The 16823-nt window shown below is 64.4% G+C and carries 13 protein-coding genes; 5 read left to right on the top strand and 8 right to left on the bottom strand.

The genetic code is table 11. The features are described 5' to 3' along the window. Positions 1-53: 53 nt before the first annotated feature. Positions 54-1367 (bottom strand): ABC transporter substrate-binding protein, encoded by a 1314-nt coding sequence (locus RFN28_RS03525; protein ID WP_320285984.1) that lies wholly within the window; start codon positions 1365-1367, stop codon positions 54-56. Positions 1368-1525: 158 nt separating this feature from the next. Between RFN28_RS03525 and RFN28_RS03520 the strand changes: the two genes are divergently transcribed. Beyond that, positions 1526-2311, top strand: coding sequence for an IclR family transcriptional regulator (locus RFN28_RS03520; protein WP_320285983.1), 786 nt, complete (start codon positions 1526-1528; stop codon positions 2309-2311). 122 nt (positions 2312-2433) lie between these two features. After that, complete coding sequence (locus RFN28_RS03515; protein WP_320285982.1) at positions 2434-3270, top strand: amidohydrolase family protein; 837 nt, start codon at positions 2434-2436, stop codon at positions 3268-3270. A gap of 19 nt (positions 3271-3289) precedes the next feature. Here the strand turns inward: RFN28_RS03515 and RFN28_RS03510 are convergent, their stop codons facing one another. The 3 genes from RFN28_RS03510 to RFN28_RS03500 are packed head-to-tail and all read right to left on the bottom strand — an operon-like array spanning position 3290 to position 6143. After that, on the bottom strand, positions 3290-4414 hold the full coding sequence (locus RFN28_RS03510; RefSeq protein WP_320286167.1) for an extracellular solute-binding protein: 1125 nt from the start codon (positions 4412-4414) through the stop codon (positions 3290-3292). A 20-nt stretch (positions 4415-4434) separates the two neighbouring features. Next, positions 4435-5589: a CaiB/BaiF CoA transferase family protein gene (locus tag RFN28_RS03505; protein ID WP_430677142.1), complete on the bottom strand. Its 1155-nt coding sequence runs from the start codon at positions 5587-5589 to the stop codon at positions 4435-4437. A gap of 2 nt (positions 5590-5591) precedes the next feature. Further along, entirely contained in the window at positions 5592-6143 is a 552-nt protein-coding gene (locus tag RFN28_RS03500) for a MaoC family dehydratase (RefSeq protein ID WP_320285980.1), read from the bottom strand. A 528-nt stretch (positions 6144-6671) separates the two neighbouring features. Here RFN28_RS03500 and RFN28_RS03495 point away from each other — a divergent pair. Beyond that, positions 6672-7556 carry a GNAT family N-acetyltransferase gene (locus tag RFN28_RS03495; RefSeq protein WP_320285979.1) on the top strand — a complete coding sequence of 295 codons (885 nt, stop codon included), beginning with the start codon at positions 6672-6674 and terminating at the stop codon, positions 7554-7556. Between the two features lie 40 nt (positions 7557-7596). Here the strand turns inward: RFN28_RS03495 and RFN28_RS03490 are convergent, their stop codons facing one another. From RFN28_RS03490 to RFN28_RS03480, 3 genes are all read right to left on the bottom strand, one after another. Then, positions 7597-9117: a hypothetical protein gene (locus RFN28_RS03490; RefSeq protein WP_320285978.1), complete on the bottom strand. Its 1521-nt coding sequence runs from the start codon at positions 9115-9117 to the stop codon at positions 7597-7599. A 71-nt stretch (positions 9118-9188) separates the two neighbouring features. Further along, a complete protein-coding gene (locus RFN28_RS03485) occupies positions 9189-10298 on the bottom strand; it encodes a glycoside hydrolase family 5 protein (protein ID WP_320285977.1) in 1110 nt (369 codons plus the stop codon). Between the two features lie 20 nt (positions 10299-10318). Further along, positions 10319-12481 (bottom strand): GumC family protein, encoded by a 2163-nt coding sequence (locus RFN28_RS03480; protein ID WP_320285976.1) that lies wholly within the window; start codon positions 12479-12481, stop codon positions 10319-10321. Positions 12482-12717: 236 nt separating this feature from the next. Here RFN28_RS03480 and RFN28_RS03475 point away from each other — a divergent pair, with 236 nt between their 5' ends. After that, a complete protein-coding gene (locus RFN28_RS03475; protein WP_320285975.1) occupies positions 12718-14130 on the top strand; it encodes a lipopolysaccharide biosynthesis protein in 1413 nt (470 codons plus the stop codon). Next, entirely contained in the window at positions 14127-15221 is a 1095-nt protein-coding gene (locus RFN28_RS03470) for a glycosyltransferase family 4 protein (RefSeq protein WP_320285974.1), read from the top strand. Before RFN28_RS03475 ends, RFN28_RS03470 begins: the two co-directional genes overlap by 4 nt. Here the strand turns inward: RFN28_RS03470 and RFN28_RS03465 are convergent. Further along, positions 15207-16688 carry a glucosamine inositolphosphorylceramide transferase family protein gene (locus RFN28_RS03465; protein ID WP_320285973.1) on the bottom strand — a complete coding sequence of 494 codons (1482 nt, stop codon included), beginning with the start codon at positions 16686-16688 and terminating at the stop codon, positions 15207-15209. The two genes, RFN28_RS03470 and RFN28_RS03465, sit on opposite strands and share 15 nt — an antisense overlap. Positions 16689-16823: the final 135 nt, after the last annotated feature.

Raw genomic sequence — 16823 nt, 5'->3', positions numbered from 1 at the left:
ATCGGTCAAAGCGGCGCCGGTCGCGAGGACCGGCGCCGCGGGGAGGATAGTCCTTAGAGCTTGCCGGCGTCCTGGAGGATCTGCGTTGCCTTGGCGGCAGCGTCGTCGAGCGCCTGCTTGGAGGTCTTGTCGCCGAGGATCGCGGCCTGCAGCTCCGGATAGACCGCGTTGGAGATCTCGATCCATTCCGGTGTCTGCGGCACCGGGAAGGCGTTCTTCGCGGCTTCCTGGAAGGCCTGCAGCACTTCGGTCTTGTAGGGATCCGCCTTCGCCTGCTCGAGGTCCCATTCCCACACCTTGGTGCGGGTGGGCAGCGGGCCGGCCGCGGCTTCCAGCTTCTGGCTGTCCTCATTGGTCAGCCACCAGACGAGCGAGGCGGCAGCCTCCTTGTTGGCGCAGTTCTCGGTCACCGAGAAGCCGTGCGCGCCGGACCAGCCGGAACGCTTGCCCGACGAGCCCTTGGGCTGAACCTTGACGCCGACATTGCCGGCGACCTTGGACGACTTCGGGTCGTTGAAGAAGCCGGCCCAACCCGGCCAGTCGAGGTTGATCGCCACGGTGCCGGACGCGAAGCCCTGGCCGAGGTCATCCCACAGATAGTTGGTCGTGCCGGCGGGCACGGCCTTCGCCTTGTAAAGCTTGACGAACCAGTCGAGCGCCTTGACGCCGGCTTCGGAGTTGAAGGCCGGCTTGCCGTCCTTGTCGAGATATTCGCCGCCGTCGGCGATCAGCATCTCGTAGAAGCGGCCGTTGATCGCCTCTTCCTTGCCGGCATATTGCGTGCCGTAGAAATCGGGCGGGCTGGCGAAGAATTCGGCCTGTTGGGCCATCTCGTCGAATGTGTCCGGCGGCGCGAGATCCTCGCCGTACTTCTCCTTGTAGGCCCTCTTCTTGGCTTCGTCCTGATAGAGGCTCTTCTGGTAATAGAGGGCGGAGACGTCGAACTGAGCGCGCGGCAGCATCACCAGCTTGCCGTCCAGCGTACCGGCCGCGATGTTGGCCGGGACGAAGGCATCGATCTCCTCCTTCGGCAAGAGCTTGGCGAGATCGGTGTAGATGCCCGGATATTGCGGCGCGAACGAGGTGTGGTTGGAGCCGACGCACCAGGTGATCGAGTTGGAGGCGATGTCCGACTTGATCTCCTTGTCGAGGTCGAAGTGGTTCTTCTTGGAGATGACGTTGACCTTGGCGCCGGTCGCCTTCTCCCACTCACCGATGCGCTCATAGAGCTTTTCGTATTGCTGGCCGCCGATCAGCTTGGCGTCGATGGTGACGCCGGGAAACTTGCCCGGCAGGTCGGCCGCGAAGGCCGCGCCCGATGCCATGAGCAATGCGCCGGCGGCGACGCCGGAAAGCAGTCTGTTCATGAATATCCTCCCTGGAACGCAAGTGTGCCGCCGTGACCTGAAGCTCAACGCTTCATTCATATGCAAACAAAATATTCATAGGCCGTCAAGCCGAAACTTCTTTCCAACGGGCGGTCTCTTGCGTATATGAAGATTGGAATTCACCAGAGAGGCATCCGGTGCAGGAAGACGAGGAAGACCGCTATCGCGCGCCGGCTCTCGACAAGGGGCTGGACATCCTGGAGCTGTTGGCCAGCGTCGACGGCGGCCTGACGCAAGCCGAGATCGCCAAGCGGCTGGACCGCAGCCCGAACGAGTTCTACCGGATGCTCGACCGGCTGGTGAAACGCGGCTACGTCACCCGGCCCGAGGGCGACCGCTACTCGCTGACCTTGAAACTGTTCGGCCTGGCGCAGCTCCACGCGCCGGTGCGCCGCCTCGTCTCCTACGCGACGTCGATCATGCGCGAGCTGGCCGAAACCTCCTGGCAGGCGAACCAGCTCGTCGTGTTCGACCGCGGCAATGCCGTGGTTATCGCCCAGCAGGAAGCGCCGCGATACTGGGGCATCTCGATCCGCGTCGGCTCGCATATCAGCCTGTTCGACACCGGCTCGGGGCACGTTCTGCTCGCTTTCCGCTCGCCGGAAGAACGCGAGATGATGATCGCCGAGCATCTGCGAACCAATGAGGAGATGAAGTTGTCGCCTGACTTCTTTACCCGCCTCGATCAGGTGCGTGACCGCGGCTATGAGATGATGGCCTCGCTGCAGACGGCCGGCGTCTACAATCTGTCGGCGCCGGTGATCGGCTCTGATGGCCGCGGTATCGCGGCGCTCACGATCCCGTATATCACCCTGGTCAATGCGCCCGCCGCGCCCGATATCACCAGGACGATCGCGCTGCTGCAGGCGGCCGCGGCGAAGCTGTCTCAGCTCGCCGGCTCGGATATGAAGATGCGGATGTAATTCTTATTTGAATGATGAATTCTCCCGTGAGATGATCGAATCTATGTTTTAATGCATGTCATTTTCCCAAGACCGCTGCATACTTTTGGGCGACATGCATAAGCGCGACGGGGGAGGAAGCCATGATCGTCGACACGCACCTGCACCTCATCGACAAAACGGCGCTGCGCTATCCGTGGCTCGCCGGAGTACCGGCCCTCGATCGCGACTTCTCCCATGATGAATACGCCACCGAGGCGCGCCGCGCCGGCATAGAGCTGGCGCTGCATATGGAGGTCGACGTCGATCCGGCCGATATCGCTGCCGAGACGGCTCATGTCGAAGGATTGTCGAAGAAGCCAGCCAGCCTGGTGAAGGGCGCGATCGTCTCCTGCCGGCCGGAAGAGGCCGGCTTCGCCGCCTGGCTGGACAAGGCGAAGGCCGCTCCTTTCGTCAAGGGTTTCCGCCGCGTGCTGCATGTCGTACCCGACGATGTCTCCGAGGGCGCGCTTTTCCGTGAAAACATCAAGCGTATCGCCGGCAGCGGACTGACCTTCGATCTTTGCGTGCTGCCGCGGCAGATGAAGCAGGCGATCGCGCTGGTCGACCTGGCGCCGGACGTGCAGTTCGTCCTCGATCATTGCGGCGTGCCGGACATCAAGGGCAGGGCCGAGCACCCCTGGCGCGAGCAGATCGCCGAGATCGCGCGGCGGCCCAATGTCGTCGGTAAGATTTCCGGCGTCGTCGCCTATGCCGATCCCGCGACCTGGACCGCCGAGACGCTGCGGCCCTATGTCGAGCACACGATCGGAAGTTTTGGTTGGGATCGTGTCGTGTGGGGCAGCGACTGGCCGGTCTGCACGCTAGGTGGCGGGCTGCTCGGCTGGGTGGCGGCGACGCATGCGCTCATCGCCGGCGCGAGCGACACCGAGCGTGCGAAGCTGCTCTCCGGCAATGCGAAGAAGCTCTGGCGGCTGTAAGTGTTTTGCCTGCTGGTCGTCAGGCCGATCGTCTCGGAAAACTCTCCCGGAAAAGGCGGTTGATGTCGGCAACGACAAGGCGTGCATCCTGCCGGCCGGCAAGACCCTCGTTGATGCAGTCGGACGCGGCCTGCTGGAACGCCATGTAGCCGTTATGGCGCGGGCGCACCCAGGCGCCCTCGAGCGTTGCCCGCGTGCCGCGATAGAAGTCGCCGGTCGCGGCGTTGACGGCCTCGTCCTCCCAGGCGGCGGCATGGCCGGGCTGGCCGCCGGCGGCGGCATAGGGACCGCGCTGCACCTCGCCGCTGGCAATCCAGTAGGCGAAGTCGATCGCTTCCTTGGCAGCAGTGGAGAAAGCCGACACGGCGATGCCGGTGCCGCCGAGCGCGGAGCCGACCGGGCCGTTGCAGCCCACGGACGGCATGTCGCAGAAGAAAAGCCGGTTCGGACGGAAGCCGGCTGTCGCATAGGGTACGTAGCCGTAGATCAGCGGCGCGCAAGCGATGCCTGAGCCGGCTTCGGCCATCTTTTCGAACACCGCGATCGGATCCATCGTCGGGCATTCGGGATCGACGAACGCCGCGATCTCGCGCAGGATTTCGAAAACGGTCTTGCCGGTCTCGGGATCGACAAGGTCGCCCGATCCATCGACCGTGCATGGTCGGCCGAGATCGGCGGCTAAAGTGAAGAAGCACATCAGCGAGTGCGGCGGCCTGAGCGGCAAAAGCACGCGGCCTTGCTGGGCAAGCTCCAGCACTTCGGTCCAGATCTTCGGCGCGGCGTCGATCAGATCGGGCCGCCAGGCCTGCACCTGGGCGGCGGCATCGATCGGAAACGCCCATTGTCGCCCCTGCCAGCTATAGCTCGGATAGGAACGGCCGACGCTCGCCTTCGCCAGCGCTTCGCGCTCCGCCTCGCGGCCCGCCACGTCGAGCGGCGCCAGGCATTTTTCTGAGGTGATCTGGCCGACATGCGGATGATCGATGACGATCAGGTCATAGGCGCGAGCGAGTTCTTCGACGGAGAAGGATTCGAAATCCTGCAGCGAACGCTTTTCCCATTCGATCGAAACGCCTGTCTTTTCCTGCCACAGCCTGGAGCAGGCGACCATCGGATCATAGCCGCGCGGATGGTTCCAGGTCATGCCTTTCAACGACACACCGCTCACAGGCCGAACTCCGCGCGGATCTTGTCGCTGTGCTCGCCGACGCGCGGCGCCGCCTGCTCGACCTTGGCGCGCACGCCGTCGATCCTCAGCGGCGAGCGCGTGGTGTCGATCGCAACGCCGTCCTCGCGCGTCACGGTCTGCAGCAGGTCGAGCGCCTTGAAGCCGTCGCTGTCCAGCACCTCCTTCCAGTTCAGCACCTTCGCGCACCAGATGTCGGCCGGATCGAGGATCGCCAGCCATTCGTCGACCGACTTCTGCGCAATGCGTTGGGCGATGATCGCCTTGATCTCGTCGCGCGCAGTGAACCAGGTCGCCGGCTGGTCGCGGTAAGGCGCCAACGCCTCGATCTCGAGCAGGTCGGCGAGTTTCGGGATCGGCGTCATGGCGATCGCCAGGAAACCGTCCTTTGCCGGATAGACGCCGTAGGGGGCAGCCAGATAGGCGTGGGCGCTGCGGAAGGACGAGCGGCGCGGCAGGCGCCGGCCATCGTTGAGATGGGTCGTCAGCACCTCGAACTGAAAGTCGATCAGCGCCTCGAACAGGCTGGTCTCGACATGGCCGCCTTCGCCGGTGATGCCGCGCCGGACAAGGGCTGCGAGGATGCCTTGCGCGCAGGCCGCGCCGGCCAGCATGTCGGCGACAGCTAGGCCGAACGGCACCGGACCCTGATCCTCGTCGCCGTTCAGCCACATCACGCCCGAGCGCGCCTGAGCGAGCAGGTCCTGGCCCGGGCGCTTCACCCACGGGCCCTCCTCGCCATAGCCGCTGATCGAGGCATAGACTAGGCGCGGGTTGAGCGAGCGCGCATGCTCATAGTCGAGGCCGAGCCGCTCGATGACGCCGGGCCGGAAGTTCTGGATCAGCACGTCGGCTTTGGCGAGCAGGCCGCGCAGCGCTTTCAGGTCGCCCTCGTTCTTCAGGTCGACGGCAAAACTTTCCTTGGCTCGGTTGATGGCGTGGAAGATGGTGGAGTCACCACCGATCTCGGTGTCGCTGAGATAGAGCCGCCGCGACAGGTCGCCGCCATCGGGCCGCTCGATCTTAATGACGCGGGCGCCGAGGTCGAGCAGCCTCAGCGAGCAGTAAGGTCCCGACAGGAACTGGCTCATGTCGACAACGACAAGACCGGACAGCGGCAGGTCGGCAGCCATGATCACTTCTCCGTCTCGCCGGCGAAGTCGGCCGGGTTCTTGTATTTCACCGTCTGCAGGTGTTCGCAGTAGAGCACCAGCTCGCCTTCGCCCTTGAACACTTCATAGCTGGCGCGGATCAGCCCCATGTCCCGGTAGCGGGGCTTTTTCTCCATATTGGTGCGGATCGAATAGATGGTGTCGCCGATGAAGACCGGCTTGATGAAGCGCAGCTTGTCGTAGCCGTAGGAAAAGGCGTTGACGCAATTGGTGGCGACTAGGCCGAGCCCGGCGGAGAACACGAACGCGCCGGCCACCAGGCGCCTGCCGAAAATACCTTCGCGCTCGGCGAACATCTGGTCCTGCACATAAGGATGGATGTCGAGCACCAGAGCGTTGAAGAGGTGGCTGTCGCCTTCGGCCATGGTGCGGCGGAGCGAGCGGATCTTCTGGCCGACCGGCCAGTCCTCATAGAACCAGTTTTCGGCGTTCCACACCGGCAGCTCGGCATGATCGGCCGGCATGTCGGAGGGTCGAGTCGAGGCGACGCCGACGGTGGGCGGGAAGCTGGTCATGATCCTGTTCGTCCGCTGCCGGAGAAATAGGCCGCGCCGTCCGGTCGAGGTCGGAGCCAGGCGCGATCGATCCTCCCTTAATCTTCTCTTGTGAAGATTATATTCACATATGAGTTTTCCGCACAAGCCGGTTGGACAGAAATTTTGACTGTACGGTCGAACCTGGAGTTGCCTCAGATGCACCAGGCACAGCGCCAGGCCCTGGCCGCTTCTTGACGTTGCGGCGGACTGCCGGCGTCACGACGAACGCCGTTGTGCCGTGCTGGGTTGGCGAGGCGCTTCTGCGCAGGAAGGACCGCCGCCGGCCAGAATCATGCAAAACAGATGATTATTTTAGTCAATTCTACAATTATAACCCACCCTAAGGGTTGTAGAATTGTAACGACCAGTTGTAGCGAGAAGAGCACCACACGGCCCGCCAAATCCGGCCAATAAAATTGGCTTCGATACCGGTGTAATTCGTTAGTAATCGATCGTCAGGATAATCCGGACCTCGACATATTTGGTGCCTTTTTTCTTGAGTCGATTATGGCGGTTCTCGGTGCATTCCCTCCCGGTGTCGGCTGCCGACCCTTCGGTGAGGGGGATTGGGAAGGCGTGGCGGATTGCCTGCACAGGGGCTTTCCGGAACGCAGCCGCGGCTATTGGATAGAGGCGCTGACCCGGTTGTCGCGGCGGCCCGCGGTCGCCGATTTCCCGCGCTATGGCTTTGTCCTCGAGAAGTCGGGCCGGATCGTCGGCGCGGTGCTTACGCTCTATGCCAGGCACAGCAGTGCGGCGGGCGAAGAAATCCGCTGCAATCTATCGAGCTGGTCGGTCGATGCGGAGTTTCGGCCCTATGCCAGCAGGATGATCGCGACGGTCATCTTGCGCAAGGACGTTGTCTATACCAACATTTCCCCATCGCCCGGGACATTGAAGCTCAACAAGGCATTCGGCTTTCGCCTGTTTTCCGGCGGACAGGTCGCCTTCTTTCCCGTCCTGAACGCGACGCACCGCCCGGACCGCGTGCTGGAAGCCCGTCCGGAGCTCGCCGAAATGGCTGAGCTCACCGACAACGAAAGATACATACTCCTGGAGCATGCGGCGCTGGGCTGTCTCGCGCTGATCTGCGTTTGCGACGACCTGGCGCTGCCGCTTGTGCTGAAGCCGCGGCGAATACTGCACGGCCTCATCCCGTGCTGCCAGGTCGTCTACTGCCGCTCCCACGCGGATCTGGTCCGCTGCGCCGGGGCCGTGGGGCGCTTCCTCCTGCGGCGCGGAAAGCTGCTTTGCCTCGTCGATGCCATGGGCCCGGTTGCCGGTCTGTCCGGCAAATATTTTCCGAAGAAGGGGCTCAAATATTTCAAGGGCCCGAAATCTCCCTCGCCGGGAGATCTGACATTCACCGAGATGGTGCTGTTCGGTTCCTGAACGACATCGCGAAACCGGCTTTTATCCCGCGATCCCTGGATCAGTTCATCCCGGCCCTTGCCGCCGCGGCCAAGCGCCAGCGTGTTCCGAGCGAAATGCCTACAAGCAACAGGCAGAAGGCGAGGGCGAGAGGGGAATAGAACGCTTCCTCCTGCAGCACGGCGTTGGCCGAGATGGTGGCGATGCCGACAAAACCGAACAGGAAATCCGGGTCGCCGGTTTCGATGAGCTGCCGACGCAGCGCCATCAACAGCGCCGCCAGGAAACCGAAGAACACCAGGCTGCCCACCCCCATCTGGTACAGCATGACGCCAACCGCGCTCTCGACGGGGACGGAGGCGACGCCCTCGGCCTGGGCGTTTTGCCAATTGAGATTGATGCTGGTGCTCGACAGGTTGCCGCCGAGCCCCAGTCCCTGCCCAAGCGGGTCGGCCAGGAAGTCGCGCATGCCGGCAATCAAACCAAGGACATGATAGTCGCCATGCGTCGCGCCGTAGCCGATCGCCGCGGTCGTCCAGACCACGGCCAGCGCTATCACCGCCATGAGCGTCAGACCGGCGTGGGAGGGCCTGTAGATCAGCCGCCCGGCAATCGCGACGAAGAGCATGAAGGTAGCTCCCTTGGAGCCGATGACGAGCAGCAGGGGCAAGGCGGCGAGGGGCAGCACCCACCGTCCTCTGAAAAGGAGCCAGGCCGAAATGGTGCTCAAGGCATAAGCATAGCTGATCGGATGGAAGTTCGGGCCGCCGATGCGGAAGACGCTCGGCAGGATGTCGTTGAACAGCGGCGTGTTGAAGAAGGTCGTGGTCATCACGTCCTCGATCCCGCGGTAGACGAAACCCGTTTCCTTCAGCGCCTGCTCCCATACACCGGTCTCGACCTGCCGCGATATGCTGCGCTCGACGTAAAGGTCGCCATGGAAGAGGCCGAGAAAATCCATCGTGAAGATCAGTTCGGCATAGCCATAGACGATCGCGCCGGCCCCGAGCCAAAGCATGCTCTTGCGCAGATCGACGGGATAAAGGCTGGCGGCCAGCACCGCGACGTGAAAGCAGGCGAGCGGCGTGATGGTGTTGCGGAAGTAGACGACGGCGTCCTTGAGGCCGCCATGCACGACGCCGAAAGCGAAATAGAAACAAACCGTTCCGCACAGCACGATGCTCAGCAGCAGCCACGGGCGCAGTTCGGTGAGCGCGCGCACGCGGTACTGAAACGAGGCGGCCAGGAAAATGGTGAACGCGGTCATCAGGATGATGAAGTTGGTACCGCGCAGCGCGTCGAATGTGTCGTTGTCGGGAATGTAAGGGGTGAACCAGGCGACCATGAGGTTCTGGTAGAGGAAGGCGCAGATGATCAGCACGGGGACGCCCGAAGGCATCGCGTTCGCAACGATCAGCATCAGCACGAAGGTCGCGGCTATACCGAACGGAGTCCAGACGGCAAAGGCGGAGACGGCAAGCGCGACGACAAGCAAGGCAAGGCCGACATGCAGCAGGGCTTCGGGCGTCTCGCTGCCTGGCGCGTCCAGCCCGACGGGCGCATAGGCCTGGGTCGTGCTCATCGCCGACCTGTTCCGGTCATTGCCCGCCGAGGCAAGGGCTTATGGTGCCTATCGTCCACGTCCGTTCCCGCTTAACTTCCAAGGAGCGCGGCAAGCATCGAGCCGTCGAAGCCCTCGACACTTTGCCTGCTTCTGATGAAGCCGAAACCCTGATCGAGCTCCCAATAGGTCCATGCCACATGGTTCGTCTCTGCCGCCTTGCGCACGGCGCGCACCCAGGCCGCGCGGCTTACCGCATCCACGCAGAAATTGAGCACGCCGAATTCGTTCAGCATGACCGGGCAGTCATGCGTCGCGGACCAGCGCCCCAGATCGGCGAAATCCGCGGCGATCCGCGCTTCCGTCCAAGGCGCCGACAATTCGTCCTCGACGAGGTTGGCGGCCTCTTCGTCGCCCGCCGCGCGCAGCTTTGAAAGTAATTGGCTCACCGGCGCCATGTCCTTGCTCGCGGGAAAGGGCAGGTTCGCGATGCGGGCGAGCGGCGATGCATCCCAGTTTTCGCACTGATGGGTGAATGCCATCGGCGCGTAATAGTGAACGGCGGCAATCTGATTGTCGTCGGCGAGCGGCGGCGTGTCGGCGATTTCCCAGATACCCTGAAACCGAGCCGGTCCCCAGACCAGAGTGTGGAGCGGGCAGCTTGCTCGCAGCGTTGCGGCGATCTGGTCCCGCAGCGCCAGCCATGCCGGCCGCTCCATGGGCGGCTCGTTCAGCAGCTCCGGATAGACCCAATCCGCCGGCAGGTCGGCGACGACGACACGCAGGGCCGTCCAGGCCTGGAGCACCTGTGCGCCCGCGGCCTCGGGATCATTCCGGAAAGCCGCCACGAGCTCGCCCGAGGGATGCATGTCGAGGACGACGGAGAAGCCCAAGCCGACAAGGTCTCTGGCCCCGTTCTGGATGCGGCGGAGCGTTGCCGGATTTCCGGCGGAGACGAGGTCGCCGTTTACCGGCAGCCGGATCGTTTCGAATCCCGCCCGACGCAGCTTTTCGAGGGTCGCCGTGGCGGGGGCAGGCCCACCGTCGCGATCGAGCCATCCTGGAAGGTTGAAGCCGCGCGAGGGGGCAAGGGCACCGGCGGTGGCCAGCGCGGCGGACCTTGGCAGAGGGGAAGTCGCGAGAAGGGCTCCCGCGGCGAGCGCCAGCGCATGTCGCCGTGATACCCTGGGCGGCGATGTCATCGATCCATCGCTTCCACGGCTTATCCCCTGGCGGCGGTGCTGCGGCGCCATTCGCCGACGTGTCGAGGATCGTTGGCCGCGTCGGCCGGCCGCGCGCTGTCCGGCGCGACGACAAGGGTGGCGCTGCGGCCGATCTGGCCGGCGCCGAATTGCTGGGCAAGCAGTCTGGCGGCTTCCGAAGGCTGCTCGGACGGGCCAAGCGCGAGAAGCGTCAGATCGGCCCTGGCGAAGAGTTCCGGTTTCCAGCCGTTCTCGTTGAACGCGGGCGCGGTCACGAGCACGAAATCGAAGGCGCTCCCGGCCTCCGCCAGAATACTGCGGAACGTGTTGCGATCCGCAACGGTAGAACCCTTCTCTGCCACGGAGCTGCACACGACCGTCCGCAGGCCGGTCGCGCCGTCGATGAACAACCCGGCTCCGCTGGTCATCGACTCCGACAGCTGATCGCCGATTTCCACCATCAGCACATTCTGCTCGGCGCGTTGCATGCCCATTCCCAGCATCGCGCCCGCAATCCTTGCCTCAAAGCTGCTGCCGATCGACGACACCAGGATGACAAAGGGTTTGCCATGGTCGTCGAGGTGCAGGACCATTTGGCGCATGATCTTCAGGACGGCGAGCGAAAGCGCTTCGTTTCCCGTCTGGAACAGCTGCTTCCTGATCGCCTTGATGTTGGAGTAGGCGGTGCCGCCGGCGACGCCGGGCAGGCGGTATTCGCCGAAATTGGCCGGCGTCGGCAATGGCCGGGGCGCGACAGGCGCGCTGTCCTTGCGGTCCGCGACCGGCTTCGGCGCGACATCCTTCGGTGCTTGCGGATTATCTTCCCGCTGCTGGACCGGCCCGAGCGCGAGGGCAAGGCCGCACCCGGCGAGCAATCCCAGAACGGCGCTCACCAACAGAAGCAGAACCGGCTTCGGCCATGTCGGCTGCACGGGCGGCGTGGCCGCGCCGATCTTGCGCGCCTCGGAGGTCTGCGCGCCCTGCATCTGGGATGTTTCCTGCGCACGCTTGAGGAAGTCGTCGAGCACCGCGCGCGCGGCCTGAGCCCTGGATTCCAGTTGCCGCAGCTGCACCTGCGCGATGTTCGAGTTGGTCGACTGCTGGCGCAAGACCTCGAGCTTACCCTGCAGCTTCTGGACATTCTGCACGGCAAGTTCGTAGTTGGCCTTCAGCTGCTGCCTGATGCGATCGGCCTCGGCCGCCATGAGCCTCTTCATCCGCTCCAGTTCCGACTGAAGCCGCCCGATGGTCGGGTGACGCGGCCCGTACATGGTTTCCAGGCTGGCCAGTTCGGCGGCGCGCTGGTTGTAGTCGTCGCGCAATTTGACGGCGGAGGTGGAGGTAAGAATGTCGGCGAGCTTGGCGAGCCCGGCCGGCGAGCTGCCTGCTGCAAGCGCTTGGTTATAGCGGTCCTTGGCCTGATCGGCGTCGCCCTGGGCGGCAATGAGTTGCGAGGTCAGCTGATCGAGTTGCGACTGCAGCGTGCCGCCATCCGTCGAATTGAGGATATTGTGTTTCGCCTTGAAATCCTCGACCGCCCGCTCCGCGTCGCTGACATCCTTTTGCAGGCCGGAAATCCTGTCGGTCAGCAGCGTATTGACATCGCTGTTGGCGGTTTCGCGTTCTCCCACCAGGCCTGCCCGGTATTGGTCGACGATGGCGTTGGCGATGCGCGCGGCCTTTTCCGGCGACGGGGAGGTGAAGCTGACATTGATGACGTAGGTGAGCCCTTCACGCTCCACCGATACCTTGCTCTGGAAGCGCTTGAAGGCGGCATCCTGCGCCGAGGTCGCGCCGGCTCCGAACAGCGACAATAGACGCGACATCAGGCCGGCCCCGGCAAATTCCGGATCGCTGTCGAGCTTCTGGTTCTTGAAAACCGAGCCCAGCAGATCAGGCGATTGAATGACGAAGACCTGGCTGGCAATAGCGGCGCTGTCGGACCCGATTCCCGGGAGCACATTGTTGAAATTGGTCGCGCGCGTGTCGCGTGGGTCGATCAGTATCGAGGCGGTCGCCGTGTAGCTCGGCTTCGTCACCGCAAGATAGGAAAGCGCCAGCAGCACTGCCGCGCCGGCGATGGCAAGGACCATCAAACGACGCGCCCAAAGGATGGCCCACACGGCACCTATGTCGAACAGCGGCGGAAGAGTGCGTTCGTCGATCCTGGCTGGCTTCATCATTTTCCTCGTGCGCAGCCGCGATCTCACGACCTCACTCGTCTCCACATTATTAAGGATTATCGTTAGCCATCCGTTAAGGGTGGTGCTGAGACCATGTGCTTCGCGTCGAGCGACGCCGGTAACCATGCGAAGCGTTCGCGCTGGCGCGGTTGCGGCATTTTGCTTATGCAGGATCGGGTTTTGAGCGTCGTCGTAGGTGCGGGGTAGCCCATCGCCGATCGTCTCAGGAGGCGAGGTTGAAGGACAATTCAGGGGACCGCGAGGCCGCCCCGGGGGCAGCGGCCAGCCCGGCGACCGACATGCGCATGTCGATCACGGCGCTTGCCAAGAGCGGCGCCGTGGCCGGCATCATCAAGCTAGCCAGCGCTGGCCTGTCCTTCCTGATGTTCGTGGCCGTGGCGATGGTGACGGACGAACGGCAGTTCGGCCTTTACAGCGCGACCTACGCCGGCGCGAGCCTGGTCTCCTTCTTCGCTTCGGTTGGCCAGCAGAGCACCGTGCTCAGGTTCTGGCCACAATATGCCGGATTGGGCGACCTCGGCTCGGCCCACGGGCTGATGGCGCGCGCCATTCTCGTGGCGCTGGCAGGACTTGTTGCCACCAGCCTGCTCATGATCGTCGTGGGGTTCCTGCCATTCGTCGGCAGGGGAGCGCCGGAATGGCTCCCGCTCTGCGTGGCGGCCGCGGTGCTGTCCTTCTCGCTCGGCTGGTCGGAATTCACCTCCGGCGCATTCCGGGCCAAGAATGCGCTGATATCCGGCCTGTTGCCGCGGGACATCATCTGGCGCGCGGCGACGATCGTCGCCGTTCTCGTCCTCCATGTCCTGCATGTCAAAATGAGCGCGGTGGCGGCGACCTACCTGACGGCCTTGCTGCTCATCCTCTCCGTCGTTCCGCAAACGGTGCTTCTGGTGCGCGACACGGCGCGCGCCGACCGGGGCCGTCTCACGGAAGGACAAAAGCAGGAATTCAAGACCGTCACGCTCGGCCTGTGGGGCGTCACCTCACTGCCGCCGGCCCTCGGCCAGGTCAGCACACTGCTCGTGGCGATGATCCTGGGGCCGGAGGCGGCCGGCGCGATCTTCGTGGCGGACCGGACCACGCGTTTCGTGACCCTTGCCCTCAACGGCATCAACCAGGCGCTGGCGCCGCAGATATCGGCCGCCTTCTACAGCGGCGACAGGGCACACGTTCAGCGCATCACCAGTCTTGCAGCCCTTGGCGGCTCGGCGATTGCGCTCTGCGTGCTGGCGGCGTTCTGGATTTTCGGCAATCTCATCCTGTCCATCTTCAATACGGCCTATGCGACGCCGACCATGAGGGCAACGCTCGTCATCTTCGGCATAGGGGCGACATTCGGCACCGCCTGCGGCCCGATCGAAATCCTGCTGCAGTTGACCGGCCTGCAACATGCGCTGTTCAAGGTGCTTGTCGTCGTCAACATCGTCGGACTTTGCGTGACGGCCGTGGCAACCTACTATCTCGGACCGATTGGCGCCGCGCTCAGCATCGCCGGAACCGTCGTCGCCTGGACCGCCTTCGGGGTGTCGATCGCTCGGCGCAGAATCGGCATCAACCCGTCGATCCTCGGCCTGTCCCTGGATAGGATCGGTCTGGTGCCCCAGGCGCTCCCGAGAGGGCGCACGTGAAGATCGTTCAGGTGCAGACCCAGGCCGAGGCCGCGGGGGCGCAACGCGTCTCCGACATGGTGGGCGAAGGATTGCGGGCGCGCGGGCACCAGGTGCGCACCGTCTTCATGTACCGGAAGACCGAAGCTTATGACGGCGATCCCCATGCGGATTTCATCCTGACGGAGCAGCCGCGCGGACTGCCCGGACAGATGCGGGCGACCATCGGCCTGGTGCATTATCTGCGCGCGGCACGCCCCGACGCCGTCATCACCTACCAGCACTACGGTAATATCTTCGGCACGATCGGCGCCAGGCTCGCCGGCGTCAGGCACATCGTCGCAAATCAGAGCGGCGCCCCGCACAGCAAGGGGGTCATGGGGCTGCTCTCGCAGATCGACAAGCTGATGGGCATGGCCGGCCTCTACCAGGCGAATGTCGTCAATTCCGGCTGGACGGAAGCGCAATTCGATCGCTATCCGCAATCCTATCGGCGGCGTATCCACCGTATCGACCACGGCGTGCCCGCACCGGGCGAGGAATTCGACAAGGCGGCGGCGCGCGCCGCCTTCGGCTTGCCGCGGGATGTATGGCTGGCCGTTTCGTCCGGCCGGCTGACGCGCATGAAGAACCAGATCGCGCTTGTCGGGGCGCTCGACCGATTGCCTGATGTCCATATTGCGCTCGCCGGCGCGGGGCCGGAGCGCGAGACGCTCGTCGCTTTTGCCGAGAGCCGCGGCGTGGCGAACCGCCTGCATCTCGTCGGCGAGGTTCCTCCGGCGCGCATCTTCGAATTCCTCGCGGCCGGCGACGCCTACGCGTTTCCGTCGATGATGGAGACCTTCGGTCTCGCCTGCGTCGAAGCGGCGATTTCCGGGCTGCCGGTCGTTGCGAGCAACCTCGATGTCTTGCGCGAGGTGCTGACCGCCGAGGACGGCTCTCTCGCCGCGCTGTTCGTCGAGGCCGACGCCGCCGGCATGGCCAAGGGGCTTGCCGACTTGTTCGCACGGCCGGAGTTCAAGGCCAGGCTTTCGGCGGCCGGACGGCGGCTGCGGGACAAATATTCGCCGGCAAGGATGTGCGCGGGCTACGAGGCGCTACTTCTTGCCTGATCGCTTTCGCACGGCAGCGATCCCGTCGATCACCTCCAGCCGGCCCGCCCGGTTGAGCGTGTGGATCTTCGGATAGGGCCAGTCGCCCGCCGCATCGATCGGACGGGGCGCCGACAGCCGCACCGCCTGCTGGTCGAGTTGCAGCAGTTCGGCCAGGCCAAGCCCGCCGCCATAGCCGAGCGTTCCGTCCTGCACCGGAAGGAGGATGCGGCCCTCGCGATTGCGGACGAAGGCTCCGCCGGGGCGAGCCATGCGATGGTCGATCAGGATCGGGTTCGCCGGATGCGGCCGCCACGGGCCGGTGAGCGCGGGAGCCGAGAAAACCACCAGCATGTCGGATGTGCTTCCATGACCGTCCCGATCCGTGGCGAACAGCCAGAAGAGCCCGTCATGCTCCAACAAGGTGGCATCGGAAATCTCGCCTTCGACCAACACGGCTTCGGGAACCCAACCGTCCGGAAAGCTCGAGGCGCGGTAGAGCATGAGCCTGCCGCCGGCGCTCGCCTCCGGCAGCATCCAGACGGCGCCGTCGCGCTCGAACACCTGCGGGTAGGAGAGGTGATGCGCTTCCTCCAGCACGACCCGGGGCGTACCGGGGAGGCCGCCCGCATCGAATGGAACGACGGAGATGACCGCCTTGCCGGTGGCGTGCGGATAGTCCTCGACGAACACGAAGGGCTGGTCCTGCCACCAAAAGGGGAACGGGTCGGCATAGAAATGATCGCCGGGGTCGGGCAACACCGACCAGCCGGTCCCGAGCGTGGCCGTTTCCGCGACGCCTGGTGCATCGGTGAAGCGGTAGCCGACCCGCCAATGCGCATGGCGAAAGCGCGCGCGCCGGAGCGCTTCCCGGCCAAGCCGCGGCAGCGCCGCGCCGAGATAGGCGGAGGTGAATGCGGTGGAGGCCCGCTCGCCGTGACCGCGAGTTTCGGCAGTTGCCTCGTGCGGCAGCCGGCCCGCTGCGAACGCGCGGGCGACCGAGCGAACCAGGGTGATGGCCCGGGCGAACACATCCTCGGTGCCGAGCGCCGTGGATTCGCGCTTGTCGACCATCGGCCGCGCCTGCCCGACCACCGCTTTTCTGTCGAGTACGGCCTCGATCACCGGCAGCCTTCCGGTCGCGACAGCAGTTGCCGCCGAAAGATCGGCGCGGGATCCGTCGAACAGAAGGCCGATCGTGGGAACGTCCGATAGCGCCGCATTGCCGGCAAGGTCGAGCCTCAACGCGGCAGGGCGATTGCCGGGCCTTGCCTGGATTGCGTGCACCCGGTCGGCAAGATGGGGGCCGTGCCGCCGGAAAAGACGTTGCTCGAACCGGAAGGCGGCTTTTGCCGCGGCAGGCCAGCCTGCCGGTCCGGGCTGATGCAGCACCGCGACATCGTGGCCGTCCGCCGCCAGCCGCTCTATTGCGACCTGCTGCCAGCGCCGAGGCGCCGATTGCGGAACGATGACTTCGATCGCCAGCATGTCTTGCCGTCCGCGTCTATTTTTCTATTCGGGTTCCGATAGTTCCGACAATGAGGAGCGAAAGACTAGCCCAAAATGCTTACATCGGGGTTACACGCAAACTCCGACTTCGACTTTCACGGCGACTTGCGATCC

This window comes from Mesorhizobium album (assembly GCF_033977205.1).
In the GTDB taxonomy this organism is placed as follows: domain Bacteria; phylum Pseudomonadota; class Alphaproteobacteria; order Rhizobiales; family Rhizobiaceae; genus Mesorhizobium; species Mesorhizobium album.
The sequence above is the reverse complement of the archived record's forward strand: the minus strand, read 5'-3'. Positions and strand labels throughout refer to the sequence as shown.

Bases quoted from the DNA above. Each gene is read 5' to 3' on its own strand.
- RFN28_RS03525 (WP_320285984.1), bottom strand. From the start codon at position 1,367: ATGAACAGACTGCTTTCCGGCGTCGCCGCCGGCGCATTGCTCATGGCA.
- RFN28_RS03515 (WP_320285982.1), top strand. From the start codon at position 2,434: ATGATCGTCGACACGCACCTGCACCTCATCGACAAAACGGCGCTGCGC.
- RFN28_RS03510 (WP_320286167.1), bottom strand. From the start codon at position 4,414: ATGACCTGGAACCATCCGCGCGGCTATGATCCGATGGTCGCCTGCTCC.
- RFN28_RS03505 (WP_430677142.1), bottom strand. From the start codon at position 5,589: ATGGCTGCCGACCTGCCGCTGTCCGGTCTTGTCGTTGTCGACATGAGC.
- RFN28_RS03500 (WP_320285980.1), bottom strand. From the start codon at position 6,143: ATGACCAGCTTCCCGCCCACCGTCGGCGTCGCCTCGACTCGACCCTCC.
- RFN28_RS03495 (WP_320285979.1), top strand. From the start codon at position 6,672: ATGGCGGTTCTCGGTGCATTCCCTCCCGGTGTCGGCTGCCGACCCTTC.
- RFN28_RS03490 (WP_320285978.1), bottom strand. From the start codon at position 9,117: ATGAGCACGACCCAGGCCTATGCGCCCGTCGGGCTGGACGCGCCAGGC.
- RFN28_RS03485 (WP_320285977.1), bottom strand. From the start codon at position 10,298: ATGACATCGCCGCCCAGGGTATCACGGCGACATGCGCTGGCGCTCGCC.
- RFN28_RS03480 (WP_320285976.1), bottom strand. From the start codon at position 12,481: ATGATGAAGCCAGCCAGGATCGACGAACGCACTCTTCCGCCGCTGTTC.
- RFN28_RS03465 (WP_320285973.1), bottom strand. From the start codon at position 16,688: ATGCTGGCGATCGAAGTCATCGTTCCGCAATCGGCGCCTCGGCGCTGG.